Origin of the sequence: Embleya sp. NBC_00888, from assembly GCF_045207655.1 — a bacterium.
In the GTDB taxonomy this organism is placed as follows: Bacteria; Actinomycetota; Actinomycetes; order Streptomycetales; family Streptomycetaceae; genus Embleya.
The window spans coordinates 4,270,188-4,290,262 of record NZ_CP108784.1; the positions used below are offsets into that span (position 1 = coordinate 4,270,188).

A 20,075-nucleotide genomic window follows, 5' to 3' on the forward strand; every position below is an offset into this window, starting at 1 on the left:
AAGGGGTTTGGGGCGGTTCCCCTCGCCGGTAAGGGGCTACCGAACGACGGCTGCCGTTCCACCATGGCCGGCAGCGGCCAGGTTCCGCTCCAGGACCGACGAGGAGGTGGGCTCTCCAGTGCTGCTGCGAGATGCTTCCCACGAGGGCACGGCCGGCTCGACCGCCGACCGCGCCGCGCCCGCGCGCCTTCCCCGTACCGGCATCCCCCGCGCCCGCGCGGTCAGGGGTTCCGGCACCGACACCCCCCAGGACACGCGCACGCTGTCCCGAACCCTCCTGCTCCGCCTCACCGATGTCGTCGAGGGATCGGCCGAGCACGCCTACGTGCGCAGCACCCTGGTCGAGCTGAACCTGCCCCTGGTGCGCTTCGCGGCCAACCGCTTCCGCAGTCGCACGGACCAGTACGAGGACGTGCTCCAGGTGGGCACCATCGGGCTGATCAAGGCGATAGACCGCTTCGACCCGCATCGCGGCGTCGAGTTCCCCACCTACGCCGTGCCGACCATCATCGGCGAGATCAAGCGCTTCTTCCGGGACACCTCGTGGAGCGTGCGGGTGCCCCGCCGGCTCCAGGAGCTGCGACTGGCCCTGGCCGAGGCCACCGAGCAGTTCAACCACAAGTACGACCGCGCCCCGACGGTGGTCGAACTGGCCAAGCACCTGAACCTGACGGTCGAGGAGATCCTCGAGGGCATGGAGGCGGCCAACGCCTACTCCCCCGCGTCGCTGGACGCGCACGACCTCGACGACGATCGCGACAACGCGCTGATCGCCCGGCTCGGCCAAGAGGACGAGGCGCTCGACGGCGTCGAGTACCGCGAGGCGCTGCGACCGCTGCTCGCCCGGATGAGTCCGCGCGACCGGCAGATCATCATGCTGCGCTTCTTCGGCAACATGACGCAGTCGCAGATCGGCGAGCGGCTCGGCATCTCGCAGATGCACGTCTCCCGCCTGCTGGCCCGCGCGCTGGCGCGCCTGCGCGCCGATCTGTCCGCCTGAGCGGTCCCGACCTCGACCGCAGCCTCGACCGCAGCCCGGCAAGGCCGTTGACGGATCGTCAGTGGCCTTGCCGGGCGCCGGATCGAGCTCGGGGCCCGGGCCCGCCCGGGTGTCGCGTCGCTCAGAAGGCGAGCAGCCGGGCCCGGAGCTTGAGCTCCGTGATCGGGTCGATGTTCAGACCCTTGCGCAGGTAGTCGTCGAACGAGCCGTACTTCTTCTGCACCTGGGCGAACGCCGTGTCCAGGTACGACTTCTGCACGTACAGGAGCGGGTCCATCAGGGTCGGGTCCTGCATCAGACCGGCGGCCTTCAGGCCTGCCTTCGTACCCTCGTTGCGGGCCCGGAGATTGTCGTTGCTGGCCAGGTAGTCGCCGTAGACGGTGGCGTCGTCGACGCCCAGCGCCTTCAGGACGACCGCGGTCATCCAGCCGGTGCGGTCCTTGCCCGCCGTGCAGTTGTAGATCACCGACTTGCCCTCCGCGATGTCCCGGAGCACGGTGGCGAACTGCGCGCGCTGGGCCGGGTCGTCGACGAAGCCCCGGTAGATGTTCTCCAGCGCGGCCGCGGCCTTGCCGTTGCCCAGCAGTTCCTGCTGCTTGATCGGATCCCGGCTGCCCACCGCGGCGTTGGTGATGTTGGTCAGGTTGCCGTCGGCGATCGGCAGGTTCTCGACCACGGTGCCGGCCGGCAGCTTGTTCACGCCGTTGGCGGCGATCTCGGTGTCAGTACGGAAATCCGCGGACACGTCCAGGCCCAGGCTCGCGAGGCGGGCCACGTCCGCGTCGGTCGCCTTGCCGAGCGCGTCGGTGCGGAAGACCTGGCCGTACTTGACGGTCAGCCCCCGGCTCGTGCGGTAGCCGCCGATGTCGCGGGCGTTCGGCGCGCTCTGTAGGCCGAGCGAGCGCGGCGCGGTGACCATGCCGACGAACGGGCCGGTCGGGGTGATGTCGAAATACCAGCGCTTGGCCGGGTCCAGGCCGGACACGGTCAACGAGTTGCCGTTGGTGGTCCCGACGAGCGAGGTGAAGCGGTCCACGTCGGTGGACGCGTACACGTGCATCGGGCCGGGCCACCGGTCGGTCCAGGTGACCGTGTACGTACCGTCCGCGTTGGCGGTGGCCGACGCGGACGTGACGATGCCGAGGCCGCCCCGGGCCGAGACGTTGGCGTCGCTGTTGCCCGTACCGGTCGAGGCCCGGGCCGAGGTGACCGCGACGGAGCCGCCGAGCGTGAGCGCCGCCGTGACGGCGATGGTCGCGAGGCGGGTGGTGCGTATGCGCATGCGGTTGTGCTCCCGAAGAGGAAGTGTTCGTGAGCCCGCGGGAACCACCTGGAAAACAACCGGTCGTTGCTACCGCGCGCCGGGCACCACTGTAGTGAGAACGGTTCACCCACTCCAGACGGTGCCGTATGGAGAGATGAACGCATCATCGCCGGCACCACCCGCTCGTCGCGGCCGGCGACCACGGGCATCACCAACCGACCGTATTTCCCGGCCACTTGGCGACGCGGCCGACGCAACCGCCGCATCCTGGACATCCGCGGCCGGGACGGGGAACGCCGACACGGTGCTCGGGAGTTTCCCTGATACGCCGTCAAATAGGTACCGAGCACCGGGATTCCGGGTAGGAGCCCGCCGTCCGCACGGTGGTCGGGACGGCCCTGGGGCAAAGTGGGGACCAATGCGCGCGCGTGCGCACACGGGCACGGGCCGTGCACGCTATACCTGTTGATACTTGTCGCACGGGTGGGAGGACGCACGCCCACCGGCGACACGACGGGACCGGCTCGCCGGCCGGCCCGAGGCGAAGGAGGAAGCCGTGCCGGACGGTACCAGCAAGCGACACACCCCCGGCGATGGTTCGCCGGCCGAGCCCATCCCGCGAGCACAGGGTCCACGACGTCCCGCACCGGTCGGTCGCGAACGTCCCGATCCCGACTACGACCGCCGACCGGATCCGGACTACGACCGCCGGGTCGACCCGGAGTACGACCGTCGCCCCGACGCGGAGTACGACCGCAACGGAGCCTCGCCCGAGGGCCCGATGGGCTACTCGGACTCGCCGCCGGATCAACCCGGCCGCCGATCCGGCCGCGCGCGGCGGGTCGCGAACTGGTTCGGCTTCGGCGCACCGGCCGAGGAGGACGAGCCTGATCCGTACGACCGCCGGCCCGGCTTCGGGCGGCGCGATCCGTACGAGGCCGATGCCGGGGTGTACGACCAGGGCCCGGACTACGACACCGACTACGACTCGGCGCCGCCCCCGACGTCGGGACGCACGCGGCGGCGGACCGGCTCCTCGCACTGGGAAGACGTCATGCTCGGCTCGTCGCCGTCACCGGGCACGCCGATGTCGGACAGCATCCCCAGCGACACGATGCCGCCGGACCGACTGCACCGCGGGCCGCAGGGCGTGCTCCCGCCGTCGCGCGGAAGCACCCGCCCGGGACGCCGCGAGGACCCGACGCCTCGGTGGCAGCCCGACGCCGACGACGACATCGCACCCGCGGATCCGATGGACCCGGTCGATCCGCTCGACCCGGGACCGAGCCCGTCGTCCGAACGCCGCCCGGCCTACCCGCCGATCCCCAAGCACAGGCCGGCCCCGGCGGCCGAATCCGACCGGCCGACCACCCTCGACAAGGTGCCGCCCCGCGGTGACGCCGACGATGTTCGACGGCTCGACCCCGCGACCGCACCGGAATCGGACGACGACGCCGAGCCGGGAACCTCGTTCGTCCCGGTGCCCGATGCCCCCCGCGTCCCCTACCGCCCCGGGCCGGCGGCCGAGAGCGCCGTGGACGAAGTACCGCGAAGGATGCTGCGCATGTTGCCCCCACCCGCCCTCGCCGACGGCGGCGGCATGGTCGTCGACGGCGGCCGACTCGGTCGGTTGAACGTCCGCGCCGCCGGCGTCCGCGGCGAACTGCACCAGCAACAGGGCCTGCCACGGCAGAACTGCTTCGCGGTCGGCCCGGACCCCAGTGCGCGCTGGACCATCGCGATCGTCTGCGACGGGGTCGACAACGCGCACGCGTCCGAACTCGCCGCCCAGATCGCGGTCCGCAGCGCCTACCGCTCCGTCGCCAGGATGGTCGCCCGCGAGCGACACGAGAACTGGGACTGGGCCGGCGTACAGGCCGAGGTCGAGGAGGACCTGCGCACCCGACTCGCCGCCACCGCGGACCGGGCGCACGAACTGGGCCGCTCCGAACCCGCGACGCGCCTGGCGATATTGGTCACCGCCGCGGATCCCCTGGAGGACGACCGGGTCGACATGGCCGTGCTCGGCGACAGCACCGTGCTCCGCCTGGCCCAGGGTGGCTGGCGCGCGCCGCTGGGAATCCGGGACACGACGGCGGAGACCGCCCCGGCCGCCATCCCCGACCAGGCGGGCGACGATCAGCTCCGCATCTGCCGGACCACATGGCGCCCCACCGACGTCCTGGTCATGATGACCGGCGGCTTCGCCGAAGCGCTCGGTCAACCGACGGCCGGGCTCGCCCCACGCCTCGCCGAGGACTGGCGTACTCCGCCATCGCTGTTCGACTACCTGCGCGACGTGGACGAGGGCCTTCGCCTGCGCGAGGACGACGGTTGTGTCGTCGCACTATGGCCCTCGACGTGACCCCTTGACGCATTGACGCGCCATTTCGGGCGTTGAACATCAATGCGGTGAATATCGATTCGCCGCATACCGCGTACCTCGGGCGGGACCCCGAACAATTGGGGCCCGCCCGTCGGTATGTCAGCTCACGGCAATGAGCACGGCAATCGCGACCACGATGATCGCGACCACGACACCGGCGATCAACAACACCGGCGGGGTGCTGCGTCGGGCCGGTTCGCCGGGGGCCGCGGGGCGGTCCTCGTTGACGAAAGCCCGGAACATCTGAGTGCTGGCTGCGGGATCCATCTCGTTGTCAGGCATGCGCACGACCATACCGCACTCGAAAAACGCAAAAGGCCCATCCCTGTTCGGGATGGGCCTTTCACACGTTGATTCCGGCGGCGTCCTACTCTCCCACACCCCTTCGAGTGCAGTACCATCGGCGCTGGAGAGCTTAGCTTCCGGGTTCGGAATGAGACCGGGCGTTTCCTCTCCGCCAAGACCACCGGAAAACCATCGAACCCTGCAAAAGGGTCGTTCGGTGAACCAGAAATCACATGCGGTGATTCAATTATCAAACGGGTTCCCCGAAACCGATTGCGGTTCGGGAACCACACAGTGGACGCGTAGCAACTGAGGACAAGTCCTCGGCCTATTAGTACCGGTCAGCTCCACCCCTTACAGGGCTTCCACACCCGGCCTATCAACCCGATCGTCTCTCGGGGGCCTTACCCAACCGAAGTTGGTGGGAGTCCTCATCTCGAAGCAAGCTTCCCGCTTAGATGCTTTCAGCGGTTATCCCTCCCGAACGTAGCCAACCAGCCATGCCCTTGGCAGAACAACTGGCACACCAGAGGTTCGTCCGTCCCGGTCCTCTCGTACTAGGGACAGCCCTTCTCAAGACTCCTACGCGCACAGCGGATAGGGACCGAACTGTCTCACGACGTTCTAAACCCAGCTCGCGTACCGCTTTAATGGGCGAACAGCCCAACCCTTGGGACCTACTCCAGCCCCAGGATGCGACGAGCCGACATCGAGGTGCCAAACCATCCCGTCGATATGGACTCTTGGGGAAGATCAGCCTGTTATCCCCGGGGTACCTTTTATCCGTTGAGCGACGGCGCTTCCACAAGCCACCGCCGGATCACTAGTCCCTGCTTTCGCACCTGCTCGACCTGTCGGTCTCACAGTCAAGCTCCCTTGTGCACTTACACTCGACACCTGATTGCCAACCAGGATGAGGGAACCTTTGGGCGCCTCCGTTACCCTTTAGGAGGCAACCGCCCCAGTTAAACTACCCATCAGACACTGTCCCTGATCCGGATCACGGACCCAGGTTAGACATCCAGCACGACCAGAGTGGTATTTCAACGACGACTCCACGAACACTGGCGTGTCCGCTTCAAAGTCTCCCACCTATCCTACACAAGCCGAACCGAACACCAATATCAAACTATAGTAAAGGTCCCGGGGTCTTTCCGTCCTGCTGCGCGAAACGAGCATCTTTACTCGTAGTGCAATTTCACCGGGCCTGTGGTTGAGACAGTCGAGAAGTCGTTACGCCATTCGTGCAGGTCGGAACTTACCCGACAAGGAATTTCGCTACCTTAGGATGGTTATAGTTACCACCGCCGTTTACTGGCGCTTAAGTTCTCAGCCTCGCCCCGAAGAGCTAACCGGTCCCCTTAACGTTCCAGCACCGGGCAGGCGTCAGTCCGTATACATCGTCTTACGACTTCGCACGGACCTGTGTTTTTAGTAAACAGTCGCTTCTCGCTGGTCTCTGCGGCCACCACCAGCTCGGAGAGCAAGTCTCCTCACCAACAATGGCCCCCCTTCTCCCGAAGTTACGGGGGCATTTTGCCGAGTTCCTTAACCACAGTTCACCCGAACGCCTTAGTATTCTCTACCTGACCACCTGAGTCGGTTTGGGGTACGGGCCGCCACGACACTCGCTAGAGGCTTTTCTCGGCAGCATAGGATCATCCACTTCCCCACAATCGGGTCGGCATCAGGTCTCAGGCTCGTGTTGTGCGGATTTGCCTACACAACGCCCTACACCCTTACCCCGGGACTACCACCGCCCGGGCTGGACTACCTTCCTGCGTCACCCCATCGCTCACCTACTACCCGATTGGTTCGGCGGCTCCACCAAAACCGTTCACCCGAAGGATCCCGGCGGCTTCACGGCCTTAACATCACGAGGTTCGGCGCTGGCGCATCGTAGCGGGTACGGGAATATCAACCCGTTGTCCATCGACTACGCCTGTCGGCCTCGCCTTAGGTCCCGACTTACCCTGGGCGGATTAGCCTGCCCCAGGAACCCTTGGTCATCCGGCGCACACGTTTCTCACGTGTGATTCGCTACTCATGCCTGCATTCTCACTCGTGCAGCGTCCATCGCTGGTTTCCACCGCGACTTCACTCGCTGCACGACGCTCCCCTACCCATCCGTACGCCTGAACCACGAAGGCTTGGCTACATGTACGAATGACACGACTTCGGCGGTGCGCTTGAGCCCCGCTACATTATCGGCGCGGAATCACTTGACCAGTGAGCTATTACGCACTCTTTCAAGGGTGGCTGCTTCTAAGCCAACCTCCTGGTTGTCTCTGCGACTCCACATCCTTTCCCACTTAGCGCACGCTTGGGGGCCTTAGTCGGTGCTCTGGGCTGTTTCCCTCTCGACCACGGAGCTTATCCCCCGCAGTCTCACTGCCGCGCTCTCACTTACCGGCATTCGGAGTTTGGCTTATCTCAGTAACCTGGTGAGGCCCATCAACAATCCAGTGCTCTACCTCCGGCAAGAAACACACGACGCTGCACCTAAATGCATTTCGGGGAGAACCAGCTATCACGGAGTTTGATTGGCCTTTCACCCCTAACCACAGGTCATCCCCCAGGTTTTCAACCCTGGTGGGTTCGGGCCTCCACACGGTCTTACCCGCGCTTCACCCTGCCCATGGCTAGATCACTCCGCTTCGGGTCTTGGGCGCGCGACTCAATCGCCCTGTTCGGACTCGCTTTCGCTACGGCTACCCCACACGGGTTAACCTCGCCACACACCGCAAACTCGCAGGCTCATTCTTCAAAAGGCACGCAGTCACGACCACCCACGACTAAACGCGGATGGCGACGCTCCCACGGCTTGTAGGCACACGGTTTCAGGTACTATTTCACTCCCCTCCCGGGGTACTTTTCACCTTTCCCTCACGGTACTAGTCCGCTATCGGTCACCAGGGAATATTTAGGCTTAGCGGGTGGTCCCGCCGGATTCACACGGGATTTCTCGGGCCCCGTGCTACTTGGGAAATGCGCAAGCAAGCCGCACATGTTTCGTCTACGGGGGTCTTACCCTCTACGCCGGACCTTTCGCATGTCCTTCGACTACATGTACGGTTTCTGACTCGCCGACCGGCCGGCAGACCGATCAAGCACACTCCCACGACCCCGATCACGCAACCCCTGCCGGGTATCACACGTGACCGGTTTAGCCTCATCCGATTTCGCTCGCCACTACTCTCGGAATCACGGTTGTTTTCTCTTCCTGCGGGTACTGAGATGTTTCACTTCCCCGCGTTCCCTCCACACACCCTATATATTCAGGTGCGGGTGACAGCCCATGACGACTGCCGGGTTTCCCCATTCGGACACCCCCGGATCACAGCTCGGTTGACAGCTCCCCGGGGCCTATCGCGGCCTCCCACGTCCTTCATCGGTTCCTGGTACCTAGGCATCCACCGTGCGCCCTTAACAACTTGGCCACAGATGCTCGCGTCCACTGTGCAGTTCTCAAACAACAACCGATTCCCACGAACATCCAGGCCACGCCTACCAATCTTGCGACTGGCGGTTCGAGGACCGTCCGAGGATCGGAACCTACCCGAGACAACAGACCAGCCCCAACAGCCAACAGGCTGTGGGGCCGGGCCCGTTCCCTCAGGACCCAACAACGTGCCCGGCGGAAGCCTCCGACCGACCCGCGCTTTCCACGCCCCGAAGAGCAGTACTCACGAAGATCTTTGAAAGATCCCACCGAATAGTCAACGTTCCACCCATGAGCAACCCCTTCGATACATGCGATCGAAGCGGGCTATGTGCTCCTTAGAAAGGAGGTGATCCAGCCGCACCTTCCGGTACGGCTACCTTGTTACGACTTCGTCCCAATCGCTGGTCCCACCTTCGACGGCTCCCCCTCTTGCGAGTTGGGCCACCGGCTTCGGGTGTTACCGACTTTCGTGACGTGACGGGCGGTGTGTACAAGGCCCGGGAACGTATTCACCGCAGCAATGCTGATCTGCGATTACTAGAGACTCCGACTTCACGGGGTCGAGTTGCAGACCCCGATCCGAACTGAGACCGGCTTTTTGAGATTCGCTCCACCTCGCGGTATCGCAGCTCATTGTACCGGCCATTGTAGCACGTGTGCAGCCCAAGACATAAGGGGCATGATGACTTGACGTCGTCCCCACCTTCCTCCGAGTTGACCCCGGCAGTCTCCTGTGAGTCCCCATCACCCCGAAGGGCATGCTGGCAACACAGAACGAGGGTTGCGCTCGTTGCGGGACTTAACCCAACATCTCACGACACGAGCTGACGACAGCCATGCACCACCTGTACACCGACCAAAAGGGGCACCTGTCTCCAGATGTTTCCGGTGTATGTCAAGCCTTGGTAAGGTTCTTCGCGTTGCGTCGAATTAAGCCACATGCTCCGCCTCTTGTGCGGGCCCCCGTCAATTCCTTTGAGTTTTAGCCTTGCGGCCGTACTCCCCAGGCGGGGAACTTAATGCGTTAGCTGCGGCACGGACGACGTGGAATGTCGCCCACACCTAGTTCCCAACGTTTACGGCGTGGACTACCAGGGTATCTAATCCTGTTCGCTCCCCACGCTTTCGCTCCTCAGCGTCAGTATCGGCCCAGAGACCCGCCTTCGCCACCGGTGTTCCTCCTGATATCTGCGCATTTCACCGCTACACCAGGAATTCCAGTCTCCCCTGCCGAACTCTAGCCTGCCCGTATCGAATGCAGGCTCGGGGTTAAGCCCCGAGTTTTCACATCCGACGCGACAGGCCGCCTACGAGCTCTTTACGCCCAATAATTCCGGACAACGCTCGCACCCTACGTATTACCGCGGCTGCTGGCACGTAGTTAGCCGGTGCTTCTTCTGCAGGTACCGTCACTTTCGCTTCTTCCCTGCTGAAAGAGGTTTACAACCCGAAGGCCGTCATCCCTCACGCGGCGTCGCTGCGTCAGGCTTTCGCCCATTGCGCAATATTCCCCACTGCTGCCTCCCGTAGGAGTCTGGGCCGTGTCTCAGTCCCAGTGTGGCCGGTCGCCCTCTCAGGCCGGCTACCCGTCGTCGCCTTGGTAGGCCACTACCCCACCAACAAGCTGATAGGCCGCGGGCCCATCCTGCACCGCCGGAACTTTCAACCCCCCACCATGCGGAGGAGGATGTTATCCGGTATTAGCTCCGGTTTCCCGAAGTTATCCCAGAGTGCAGGGCAGGTTGCCCACGTGTTACTCACCCGTTCGCCACTCATCCACCCCGAAGGGCTTCAGCGTTCGACTTGCATGTGTTAAGCACGCCGCCAGCGTTCGTCCTGAGCCAGGATCAAACTCTCCATTGATGTTCACCGGTAATCCGGTGGAACACAATAAGTGAGCGGCGACTCTCCCGAAGGAATAGTTCGGGTATGTCGCCGGCGTCCTTGCTGTGACCTGGGCCCACTGACGGAACCCAGGATTTTCTTCAAAGGAACCACCAACACTCTCCGCACACCGCCATGTGACGGGGCTTCAAGCGCCGGGGGTGTTTCTTTGGCGTTGACTTTTGGCACGCTGTTGAGTTCTCAAGGAACGGACGCTTCCTTCGGTGCGGAGTCAACCGCGCCCTCCGGGCGTTTAACGTTCAAGATGTTTCAGTTTTTCGTTTTCCGTGTTTCGCTTTCGCGTTTCCAGCCTAGCACACCGTTTCGGCGGCTTCGCTTTCCTCGCTTTCGGCTTCCACCGCGTTTCCGCGTTTTCCGCCTCCCGGACTCTAGCAGATCTTCCGACCCGCTTTTCGTCCGTTGCTTTCGGCCTACGAAACTTTCGTTTCCCCGGCTTCCGGTTCTTCGAGCTTAGCAGCCCTTCCGGCCTGCTCCGCCCACCGCTTCGGCTTCGGAAATTTGTTCTCCCCGCTGCTTTCCGCGACGTCCCGAACATTAGCGGATCGCAATTCGCACTGCCTACGCGGCAGCAATTTGCGTTCCGGCGTTCTTCGGGACACCCGAGCACGGAACGACGGTGTGATGCGCACGCGCACCACACCTGTTCGAATGATCGGAATGGCCACCCCGGGACCAGCCAGCGCGGGCGCCTAGGCTCGCGTCTGTCTCAGGTCTCCCTGTCGGGCAACTTGGAGGACCTTACCGGGGGTCGAGGCCGACTGCAAACCGGCGCGCGGGGCCTCCGTTTCAGGTGTTCGAACCCGAGCAGACTCCCCGCATGGTGACCTCTACTGCACGGCGAGTGAACCCGATCGCGACTGTCGTCAGTGTCGTGGCCGCGGTGATCGCCGTCATCCTCGTTCTGCACATCATTCTGTTCGTCTTCGAAGCCAATCCCACCAACGGCGCGGTGGAGACCATCGCCGACTGGGCGGACTGGCTGGCCCGCTGGGCCAAGGACCTCTTCACCCCCGACAACGTCAAGGCCCGGGTCGCGGTGAACTACGGACTGGCCGCGGTGGTCTACCTCGCCGCCGGCGCGCTGATCTCGCGTTTGGTCAGCCGGGTCTGACCGCGGACGCGGTCCGCTCGATACTTCCGTACGGTGGCGGCGCACCAGTCGCGATGATTGGTACGAGGACCGAACCGCAGCGCCGCCGACCGGAGGGCCCCATGTCCCTGCTCACCCCGGACAGCCTGGGCGATCTCCTGGGCTTGTTCGATTTCGGGAACGGGTGTGTCACCCGGGTCCACATCGACGACCCGTTCAGTCCGGGCGGGGCCACGGCACGTGTCCTGGTGGACGCCCGTGATCGGGAGCACGGCTGGCCGTGGATTCCCGTCGAATTCACCCTTACGGGACTTCGCGACTACCGGGTCGAACACGGCAAGGGTTTCTCCGGAATGCTCTATTTCGACCCGGTGCTGTCCCGATTCACCGATGAGACGTACGGCGACCTCTTCTATCTGGACTTCGATCCGGTGGACGGCCCCGGCGCGTACGAGCCGGTCGACGCCGGCGACGTCGTCGGTCGGTCCCAGTGCTTCTTCGCCGCCGAGAGTTGCTCGTGGCGTGCCCTGCCGCCTGCGGAGAGTCCTCGACTCAGGCTCATTGGTAACGCTTAGGTCTCAAACCTTTCACTTACTAGGTTTAGCTTCTACGTTCACTCGCACCCGGATCGGTGGCGAGTGTTCGAGTCGTGAACGCTCGACTGTCGATTTCTCCGTATTCGGTACGAAGTCGAGTCGAGGAACCCATGAAGCTTCAGCGGAAGCGTTTCGCCGCCCTGCCCGCGGCCATCGGCGCCGGGGCCCTGCTCCTGGCCCTGACCGGGAGTGCCGACGCGGCCCCCGGACACGGTGACAACCATTCGTCGGTGGCCGGGATGCGGATCCTCCTGAGCAACGACGACTCGATGCAGAACGCCAAGCCCGACGGCGCCGACGGCCGAGGCGTCTACGAGGTACGCCGGGCGCTGTGCGCCGCCGGGGCGGACGTCGTGGTGATGGCGCCGTGGCAGTTCATGAGCGGCTACGGCACCGCGGCCACCGGCGGCGGTGCGCTCACCGTGTCCCGGCGCACCACGCTGCCGGCCGGTTTCGAGGGCGACTGCGCCGGGGCACCGAGCAAGGGAGTCGTCTTCGGCGTGTGCAAGGGCGATGCCCCGTGCGGCCCGACCACCCCGAGCGCCACCCCCGTGGACACCGTGCGGCTCGCCCTGCGTGGCGGGCTCGCCGCCAAGGTCGGCTGGCGCACCGGCCCCGACCTGGTGCTCACCGGCATCAACTCCGGGCCGAACGTCGCCTCGGTCACCAACGACTCGGGCACGCTGGGCGCCGCCATCGCCGCGATCGACAACGGCAAGCCGGCCATCGCGCTCAGCGGCGGCTTCGACATGGCCTCGTTCAAGGTGACCCCGGAGACCTACCGCGCCTTCGCCGACTTCCTGCCCTCGTACGTGGCGCAGCTCAAGGACCGCAAGGCGCTGTCGGACGAGTACGTCGTCAGCATCAACTACCCGAACGCGGTGCCCGGCCGGAAGCCGGGCCGGCCGGTGTGGACCGAGATCGGTACCGAGACCGTGGTCGCGATCCGGTACACGGCCAAGGCCGACGGCGACACCTTCGCGATCGGCCAGGGCGACTGCGCGGTACCCGGCACCTTCTGCCGCCCGGAGACCAAGCGGCACGCCGACTGGACCGAGTTGAACAAGGGGAACATCACCGTCTCCGCCGCAACCGGTGACCGCACCCTCCGGGGCGGCGCGGACGACCGCCTGGAGCGATTCGTCAAGACCGGCCACTGAGCCGACCGCCGAGCTGGGGCCGAGGCGGCCCACCCCGATCCGAGTCCGGGATCGGGGCGGGCCGCCTCGGCCCGGCCACCGGCTCGATACTGGTCGGATGGCAGACAAGCAGCGCCGACGCGGTCGTGCTCCCGAGCCGGTCCGTGCCGAGGTGGGTTCCGGCAGCGCCGAACTGGAGCCCGACCCGGATCGGGCCGGGGCGTGGACGCTTCGCCTGCACGGATCACCGCAGTCGCACGTGGATCTGGGCGATCCGACCTGGCTGGAGTTCGAGTACGTGCGTCGGCTCGGCCATCTGGTCGACCTGATCGCGGACACCGGCAAGCCGCTGCGGGCCTTCCACTTCGGCGGCGGCGGGCTCACGCTGGCCCGCTACGTCGCGGCCACCCGGCCGCGCTCGCGCCAGCAGGTGGCGGAACTGGACGGGGATTTGGTCGAGTTCGTCCGCCGCGAGCTGCCGTGGGAGAAGAACTGGCAGATCCGGGTGCGTACCGGTGATGCCCGCGAGGTGGCGGGCAAGGCGCCCGACGCCGCGTTCGACCTGGCCGTGGTCGACGTATTCGCCGATTCCCGGGTGCCCGCGCATCTGACCTCGGCCGAGTTCGTCGGCGAGGTGGCCCGGACACTGGCCCCCGGCGGGGTGTACGCGGTGAACCTGGCCGACGGCGGGCGGCTGGACTTCGTGCGATCCCAGGTCGCGACGGTGCGCTCGGTGTTCCCGAACCTGCTGCTGATCGCCGACCCCGCGGTATTGCGGGGTCGGCGGTTCGGCAACGTCGTACTGGTGGCCTCACACGGCGAGCTGCCGATCGCCGAGTTGGCCCGGCGGACCGCCGCCGACCCGTTCCCGGGGCGGGTCGAGCACGGCTCGGCGCCGGCCGACTTCGCCGGTGGGGCCGCGGTGGTGCACGACGCCACGGCGGTTGCGTCGCCGGCCCCGCCCGCGCGTACCTTCGGCCGGAACTGAACCGGCGCACACCGAACGGACGCAAGGCGACCCCGCGCACGCCGACCGGGCGGCAAGGAACTCGGGCGCACCGCTATCGCCGCCGCTTGCGCTCCTCCACCCGGCCCTTGAGCAGGCCGACGAGCAGCAGCACCACCAGGGTCGCGACCAGCAGGACCACGGTGACCGCGGAGCCGAGCAGCACCTTGCCCCGGTCGGTCAGGGTGAACACCGAGACCGGCAGGGTCCGCCATTCGGCCGGGTAGACCATGATCGTCGCGCCGACCTCGCCCATCGACAGCGCGATCGCCAGGCTCGCCGCCGCCGTGATCGAGGGCAGCAACATCGGCAGCCGTACCCGCAGCAGCACCCGGGCCGCGCTCGCGCCGAGCGAGGCGGCCACGTCCGCGAAGGCCGCGTCGGTACGGTCGAGCCCGGCCGACACCGTCGAGTACGCGAATGTCACCACCAGCACCGCGTGCGCGGCGATGACGATCCACTTGGTGCCGTTGAGCAGGATCGGGCCGTCGCTGAAGGCCACCAGCATGCCCAGACCGACCACCACCGACGGCACCGCGACCGGCAGGTGGAATACCGCGTCGGTGAGCCGGCGGATCCAGCGCGGCGCGGTCCGGGCGGCGATCGCCGCCCACGTGCCGACCACGATCGCGATCAGCGACGCGCCCAGCGCGGTCTCGATGCTGACCACGAGGCTGTCGTAGTTGGTGCCCGCGGTGGCCTCGCGGATGTTCTCGCTCGTCCAGGACGCGGGCAGCACGCTGTTCCAGTCGCCGGCGAACGCGGCGATACCCAGGATCGCCAGCGGGGCGAGCACGAGAGGGGCGAAGACGAGTGCGAAGAGGGCCCAGACGAGGGCTCGTCCGCTACGCGACCAGACCAGCACGGCCGGCTCCTGTCCGGGAGAAGACGAATCGGTAGACCGCGTAGAGCGTGAGCGAGAGCGCGACCTCGACCACCGCGACCACGCACGCGCCCGGGTAGTCGAAGGTGACCGCGCCCTTGGCGTGCACGAGCATCGGCAGCGTGGTGACGTCCTTGGCGCCGATGAACAGCACGATCCCGAACTCGTTGAGGGTGAGCAGCAGGGTCAGGCTGCCGCCGGCCGCGAGCGCGGGCCAGGCCTCGGGCAGCAGCACCTGGCGGATCACCCGCAGCGGTCCCGCGCCGAGCGAGGCCGCGACGTCGAGCCGGTCCCGGGGCACCAGCGCGAAGGCGGCGAGCAGCGGGCGCATCACGAACGGGGTGTAGAAGGTGATCTCGGCCAGCACCACGCACCACGGCGAGTACAGGAAGCCGACCAGCGGTTCGCCCAGGCCGAGCTTGTCCGCCGCCGCGTTCACCACGCCCGCCGTGCCGTACAGGAAGGTGAAGGCGAGCGCGATCAGGAAGGACGGAAAGGCGAGCACCGTGTCCACGATCCGGCCGACCGCGCGGGCGCCGGGGAAGGGCACGAAGGACAACACCAGGGCCAGGAAGAAGCCGACCACCAGGCAGCCGAGCGTGGACAGTACGGCGATCTTGACCGTGTTCCACAACGCGTCGCCGAACGAGGGCGAGTTCAGTACCTGGCGCCACACGTCCAGGCCGACCCGCTCGTCCTTGTCGACGAAGGACTGCTTGACCACGAGCGCGAGCGGATAGAGGAAGAATCCGGCGGCGAGTACGAGCGGCGGCAGTACCCACAGCGCGCGGGACGCGCCGCCGCGTGCCTTGCTCGTGCGCATCGGAGCCGGGGTCGGCTCGGCCGCGATCGGCGGTTCGGTCACGGTCGCGGTCATCCGGCCGCTCCCACCGGGACCAGGACGCACGGTGCGGCGGGCAGCGCCACACCCAGGCGCTCGCCGAGGGCCGGGACCTCGGCCAGGTCGGTGACGTCGATCCGGATCTCCCGACCCGTCGTGCCGTCGCCGTCGCCGTCGAGTACGCAGGTCAGCCGGTAGTCGGCGCCGCGCCACTGGGTCGCGGTGAGCCGTGCGGGCAGCGTGTGCGGGTGGTCGACCGCGGTCACCCCGAGGGTGTGCGGGCGCGCCACCAGCATCGCCCGCTCGCCCTCGGCGAACGCGCGGGTCGGGTCGGCGGCGACGGTCAGCCCGCCCACCGTGACCTCGACCGCGTCGTCCCCGGCCGCGCACGCCGCGAGCACCCGTGCGCCGAGCAGGTTGGCCGCGCCCAGGAAGGACGCGGTGAACTCGCTGGGCGGGCGCCGGTACAGCCGGTCCGTGGCGTCCAGGTCGACCAGCCGCGCGTCCCGCATCACCGCGATCCGGTCGGCGAGGGCGAGCGCCTCGGTCTGGTCGTGCGTGACATACATGATCGCCACGTCCGGCAGGTCGGCGCGCAGCCGCTGCAACTCGCCGAGCAGGTCGGCGCGCAGCGTCGCGTCCAGCGCGGACAGCGGTTCGTCGAGCAGCAGTACGGGCGGGCGAATCGCCAACGCCCGGGCGATCGCCACCCGTTGCTGCTGCCCGCCGGACAACTCGCGGGGGTAGCGCCGGGCGTAGCTCGCCATGCCCACCATGTCCAGCGCCTCGGTGACCCGGCGGGCCACCTCGGCACGCGGCACCCGGCGGGCCTTGAGCCCGAACGCGACGTTGTCCGCGACCCGCATGTGCGGGAACAGCGCGTAGTTCTGCACGACGACGCCGATCCCGCGCTTGTTCGGCGGTTCGTACGTGACGTCGCGGCCGGCCAGGGTGATCCGCCCGGAGGCGGGTCGGAGGAAACCCGCGACCGCCTTGAGCGCCGTGGACTTGCCCGAGCCGGACGGCCCGAGCAGGGCGACCGTCTCGCCCGGGGCTACCTCCAGGCTCAGTCCCTCCAGGGCCACGACGGATCCGTATCGGACCGTCAGGTCCTGGATGCCGATCGCCGGTCGGGTCGGCGCTGCGCTCACGGTGGTCGCCTCGGTGCGCTCGATGGCTGGTGCGGTCATGCGGGTTCCCTCCCTCTCCGCGGTTCTCTCGGGGTGTCGGTGGCTCGGGTCAGCGACCGACGGCCTTGTTGTACGCGGCCAGGTCGGCGTCCAGCTCCTTGAGCACCGTGTCCCACTCCGGCGTCCAGATCTCCACGCCCTCCAGGGCCTTGGCGATCTCGGCGGCGTTGGCGTCGGTCGGCTTGACGTCCTCGCGCGCGGGCAGGCCCAGCGCGTCGGCGGAGACCGAGGTCTGCGCCTCCGGGGAGAGCAGGTAGTCCATCAGCTTGCGGCCGGCGTCGGCGTGCGGGGCGCCGGAGGACAGGCCCATGAAGTACGGCAGCGCGAAGGTCGAGGCCTTGCCCGCGTCGTCCGCCGGGAACCAGACCTTGAAGTTGGACTTGTCGTTGTGGATCGACGCCAGGTTCATCTGGAGGTCGCCGTTGGCCACGCTGAGCTCGCCCTTGCCGACCTTGGGCTGGAGCTTGCCGGTGGAGGAGGACGGGCCGACGTTGTTCGACTCGAGCCGCTTGAGGTAGTCGAGCGCGCCCTGCTTGCCGTACAGGTGCTGGAGCTGGATCAGCACGGCGGTGCCGTCACCGGCCTGGCCCGGCGTCGAGTACTGGAGCTTGGACTTGAACCGGCCCTCGGTCAGCTCCTGGAACTTGGTCGGCGCGGGCTTGGTCTGGTCGGGGTTGTAGATCCAGGACGCGTAGTTGTTGACCACGGCCACATAGCGGCCCTGCGCGTCCTTGGAGCCGGCCGGCACCTTGTCGGTGCCGGCGGGCGTGTACGCGGTGAGCAGGTTGGCCTGGGCCGCGCGCTGGATGAACGGGGGCAGCGTGATCGCCACGTCGGCCTGCGGGTTGCCCTTCTCCTTCTCCATCCGGGTGACCACCTCGCCGGAGCCGGACTCCACCAGGTTGACCTTGATCCCGGTCTTCTTCTCGAAGTCCGCGAAGCGCTTGGTGTACCAGTCGGCGAGCCCGTCCACGGAGTAGACGGTCACGCTGCCGGAGCCCTTGGCGGGCGCGCCGCCGGAGGCGGCGTTCGCGGCGGGCTTGGTGTCGTCCGAGCCGCTCCCGCCGGTCCCGCCGCAGGCGCTCGCGCTGAGCACGACCACGGTGGCGGCGGTGAGGCCGAGGATGCGTCGCATGGGAAATCGCCCTTTCGAAAAGACGAATCAGCCCTGGAGCAGGGCGGGGAGGTCGCGGATGGAGCCGAGTACGTGGGTGGCGCCGGCCGCTTCGAGGGCGGCGCGGTCGTGCGCGCCGGTGAGCACGCCGGCGGCGATGGAGGCGCCGGAGCGCAGCCCGGTGAGCACGTCGAACGCGGTGTCGCCGACCACGGCGACCGCCCGCAGGTCCTCGACGCCCAGGCGCAGTACGGCGGTGAGCACCAGGTCGGGGTACGGCCGGCCGCGCCCGGCGTCGGCCGGGCACAGGGTCAGGTCGGCCAGGTCGGTCCAGCCGAGCGAGGCCAGGATCGCGTCCTGGGTGGGTCGGCCGAAGCCGGTGGTGAGGGCGACCTTGACCCCGTCGGCGCGCAGCGCGCGGACGGCCGCCTCTGCGCCCTCGATCGGCGCGCACCGGCCCGCCGCGACCAGGTCGGCGTAGGCCGCCTCGAAGGCGAGGTTGGCGGCCTGCGCACGCTCCTCGTCGCCGTCGAGCAGGGCCCGGAAGACGGTGATCTTGCTTTCGCCCATGGTGGCGTGGACGTAGCCGAGCTTGTGCTCGAAGTCGGCGGAGCCGACCTCGACACCGGCCGCGCCGATCGCCCGGGTGAACGCCTCGACGACGAGGCCGTCGTCGGCGACGGTGGTGCCGGCCATGTCCAGGACGGCGAGCTGATAGTGCGTCATGAGTGGTGCTCCGGTTGGGCTTTCGGCGACGGGCGGGAGTTCGGGGGTGGGCGGGGCGCAGCCGGGCCTAGAGGCCGGCCAGGTTCGCGGTGCGTTCGGCGATGGCGGGCGAGCAGGTCATTCCGCGCCCGCCGGGTCCGGTCACCAGCCAGGTCGCGGGGGCGACCTGCTCGCGGTGCACGACCCGGGTGGTGTCGGTGGTCTGCGCGTACACCCCGGCCCAGCGCCGGCGCACGGCCGGCAACGGCCGGCCGAGCAGGCTCTCGGCGACATCGACCAGGTGCTCGTAGGGGGCGGAGTCCACGTCGAACGTGAACGGCTCGTCGTACTCGTGCGTGTCGCCGATGGTCAGGCCGCCGTCGAGGCGCTGGACCATCAGCAGTTGCATGCGGTGCTCGGCGGGCACCGGCGCCTGGGGGTGGGCCGCGCGGAGCGCGTCGAGCGCGGTCCCGGCGTAGGCGGGGTAGTAGCGGAAGCTGTCGCCGTCGGCGACCGCGGTGGTCAGCGGCTCGTCGAGCGGGTCGGTCTGCATCATCTGCAGGCGCACCCGGCGCACCGGCAGCTCGGGGGCGAGCTCGCGGACCAGGCCGGTCAGCCAGGCGCCGGTGCACAGCACCACCAGGTCGCCCTCGTGGGTGTGGCCGTGGTCGTCGCGCACGCCGGTGCCGCTCGGCAGCAGGTCGCGCACCTCGCGACCGGGCAGCCAGGTGTACCGGCCGCCGGCCGCCAGATGGGCGCGCAGCGCGGGCAGTGCGACCCGGGACTCGACCGCGCCGTCGCGCTCGCACCACAGGGCGGCGTCGAAGCCGCCGCGCAGCGCCGGGTTGTGCTCGCGGGCCTCGCCCGGGGTGAGCAGCTTCAGGCCGCGCTCGGCGGCGTCGGGCAGCGCGAGGGCCGCCTCGGCCACCGCGACCTCCTCGGCGCCTCGGCACACGGTGAGCGAGCCGTTGGGACGAAAGCCGGTACCGGGCACGTCGGCGCCGATCCGCTCCCACAGTTCGCGGGCCCGGAGCGCGGTGGCCAGTTCGTCGCCGACGGCCCGGCCACCGATCCACACCAGGCCGAAGTTGCGCACCGAAGCACCGCGCGCCTCGCGCTCGCGCTCGATGTGCACGACCTCGTAACCTCGATCGATGGCCTGCCAGGCATGCATGGTGCCCAGCACGCCACCTCCGACGACGATGACTCGCACCGGCTTCCTCCAC

14 protein-coding genes and 3 rRNA genes are annotated in these 20,075 nt (G+C 67.6%); 6 read left to right on the plus strand and 11 right to left on the minus strand.

From position 1 onward, the window contains the following. The first annotated feature begins 118 nt into the window (after positions 1 to 118). Positions 119 to 1,000 (plus strand): SigB/SigF/SigG family RNA polymerase sigma factor, encoded by an 882-nt coding sequence (locus OG948_RS17745; protein WP_161362103.1) that lies wholly within the window; start codon positions 119 to 121, stop codon positions 998 to 1,000. Between the two features lie 121 nt (positions 1,001 to 1,121). Here OG948_RS17745 and OG948_RS17750 read toward each other — a convergent pair whose 3' ends face one another. Further along, positions 1,122 to 2,282 carry a tyrosine-protein phosphatase gene (locus OG948_RS17750; protein WP_406297493.1) on the minus strand — a complete coding sequence of 387 codons (1,161 nt, stop codon included), beginning with the start codon at positions 2,280 to 2,282 and terminating at the stop codon, positions 1,122 to 1,124. A gap of 538 nt (positions 2,283 to 2,820) precedes the next feature. Between OG948_RS17750 and OG948_RS17755 the strand changes: the two genes are divergently transcribed. Continuing rightward, positions 2,821 to 4,629 (plus strand): protein phosphatase 2C domain-containing protein, encoded by a 1,809-nt coding sequence (locus OG948_RS17755; protein ID WP_406297494.1) that lies wholly within the window; start codon positions 2,821 to 2,823, stop codon positions 4,627 to 4,629. Between the two features lie 120 nt (positions 4,630 to 4,749). Here OG948_RS17755 and OG948_RS17760 read toward each other — a convergent pair whose 3' ends face one another. From OG948_RS17760 to OG948_RS17775, 4 genes are all read right to left on the minus strand, one after another. Next, positions 4,750 to 4,932 (minus strand): hypothetical protein, encoded by a 183-nt coding sequence (locus tag OG948_RS17760; RefSeq protein WP_395866537.1) that lies wholly within the window; start codon positions 4,930 to 4,932, stop codon positions 4,750 to 4,752. Positions 4,933 to 5,004: 72 nt separating this feature from the next. Continuing rightward, positions 5,005 to 5,121: ribosomal RNA gene (gene rrf / locus OG948_RS17765) — 5S ribosomal RNA — on the minus strand. A 125-nt stretch (positions 5,122 to 5,246) separates the two neighbouring features. Further along, a 23S ribosomal RNA gene (locus OG948_RS17770) occupies positions 5,247 to 8,375 on the minus strand. 344 nt (positions 8,376 to 8,719) lie between these two features. Next, positions 8,720 to 10,243, minus strand: a 16S ribosomal RNA gene (locus tag OG948_RS17775). Together the 16S, 23S and 5S rRNA genes form the textbook arrangement of a ribosomal RNA operon. Before the next feature lie 859 nt (positions 10,244 to 11,102). On the opposite strand from OG948_RS17775, the gene OG948_RS17780 reads away from it, so the two are divergent. The 4 genes from OG948_RS17780 (at position 11,103) to OG948_RS17795 (ending at position 14,098) form a co-directional block, all read left to right on the plus strand. Next, on the plus strand, positions 11,103 to 11,396 hold the full coding sequence (locus OG948_RS17780) for a hypothetical protein (RefSeq protein ID WP_395867465.1): 294 nt from the start codon (positions 11,103 to 11,105) through the stop codon (positions 11,394 to 11,396). 101 nt (positions 11,397 to 11,497) lie between these two features. Further along, positions 11,498 to 11,950 carry a hypothetical protein gene (locus tag OG948_RS17785; protein WP_395867467.1) on the plus strand — a complete coding sequence of 151 codons (453 nt, stop codon included), beginning with the start codon at positions 11,498 to 11,500 and terminating at the stop codon, positions 11,948 to 11,950. Positions 11,951 to 12,081: 131 nt separating this feature from the next. Continuing rightward, on the plus strand, positions 12,082 to 13,131 hold the full coding sequence (locus OG948_RS17790; RefSeq protein WP_406297495.1) for a 5'/3'-nucleotidase SurE: 1,050 nt from the start codon (positions 12,082 to 12,084) through the stop codon (positions 13,129 to 13,131). Positions 13,132 to 13,228: 97 nt separating this feature from the next. Next, positions 13,229 to 14,098, plus strand: a complete 870-nt coding sequence (locus tag OG948_RS17795; RefSeq protein ID WP_406297496.1) for a spermidine synthase — start codon at positions 13,229 to 13,231, stop codon at positions 14,096 to 14,098. A 73-nt stretch (positions 14,099 to 14,171) separates the two neighbouring features. On the opposite strand, the gene OG948_RS17800 is transcribed toward OG948_RS17795, so the two are convergent. From OG948_RS17800 to OG948_RS17825, 6 genes are all read right to left on the minus strand, one after another. Then, positions 14,172 to 14,981, minus strand: coding sequence for an ABC transporter permease (locus OG948_RS17800; protein ID WP_395867473.1), 810 nt, complete (start codon positions 14,979 to 14,981; stop codon positions 14,172 to 14,174). Continuing rightward, positions 14,962 to 15,876, minus strand: coding sequence for a 2-aminoethylphosphonate ABC transporter permease subunit (locus tag OG948_RS17805; protein ID WP_395867475.1), 915 nt, complete (start codon positions 15,874 to 15,876; stop codon positions 14,962 to 14,964). Before OG948_RS17805 ends, OG948_RS17800 begins: the two co-directional genes overlap by 20 nt. Then, positions 15,873 to 17,030 (minus strand): ABC transporter ATP-binding protein, encoded by a 1,158-nt coding sequence (locus tag OG948_RS17810; protein WP_406297497.1) that lies wholly within the window; start codon positions 17,028 to 17,030, stop codon positions 15,873 to 15,875. Before OG948_RS17810 ends, OG948_RS17805 begins: the two co-directional genes overlap by 4 nt. A 49-nt stretch (positions 17,031 to 17,079) precedes the next feature. Next, entirely contained in the window at positions 17,080 to 18,165 is a 1,086-nt protein-coding gene (locus OG948_RS17815) for a 2-aminoethylphosphonate ABC transporter substrate-binding protein (protein WP_406297498.1), read from the minus strand. Positions 18,166 to 18,192: 27 nt separating this feature from the next. After that, entirely contained in the window at positions 18,193 to 18,870 is a 678-nt protein-coding gene (locus tag OG948_RS17820; protein WP_406297499.1) for a phosphonatase-like hydrolase, read from the minus strand. A gap of 67 nt (positions 18,871 to 18,937) precedes the next feature. Continuing rightward, positions 18,938 to 20,062, minus strand: coding sequence for a TIGR03364 family FAD-dependent oxidoreductase (locus tag OG948_RS17825; protein ID WP_406297500.1), 1,125 nt, complete (start codon positions 20,060 to 20,062; stop codon positions 18,938 to 18,940). Positions 20,063 to 20,075 lie beyond the last annotated feature (13 nt).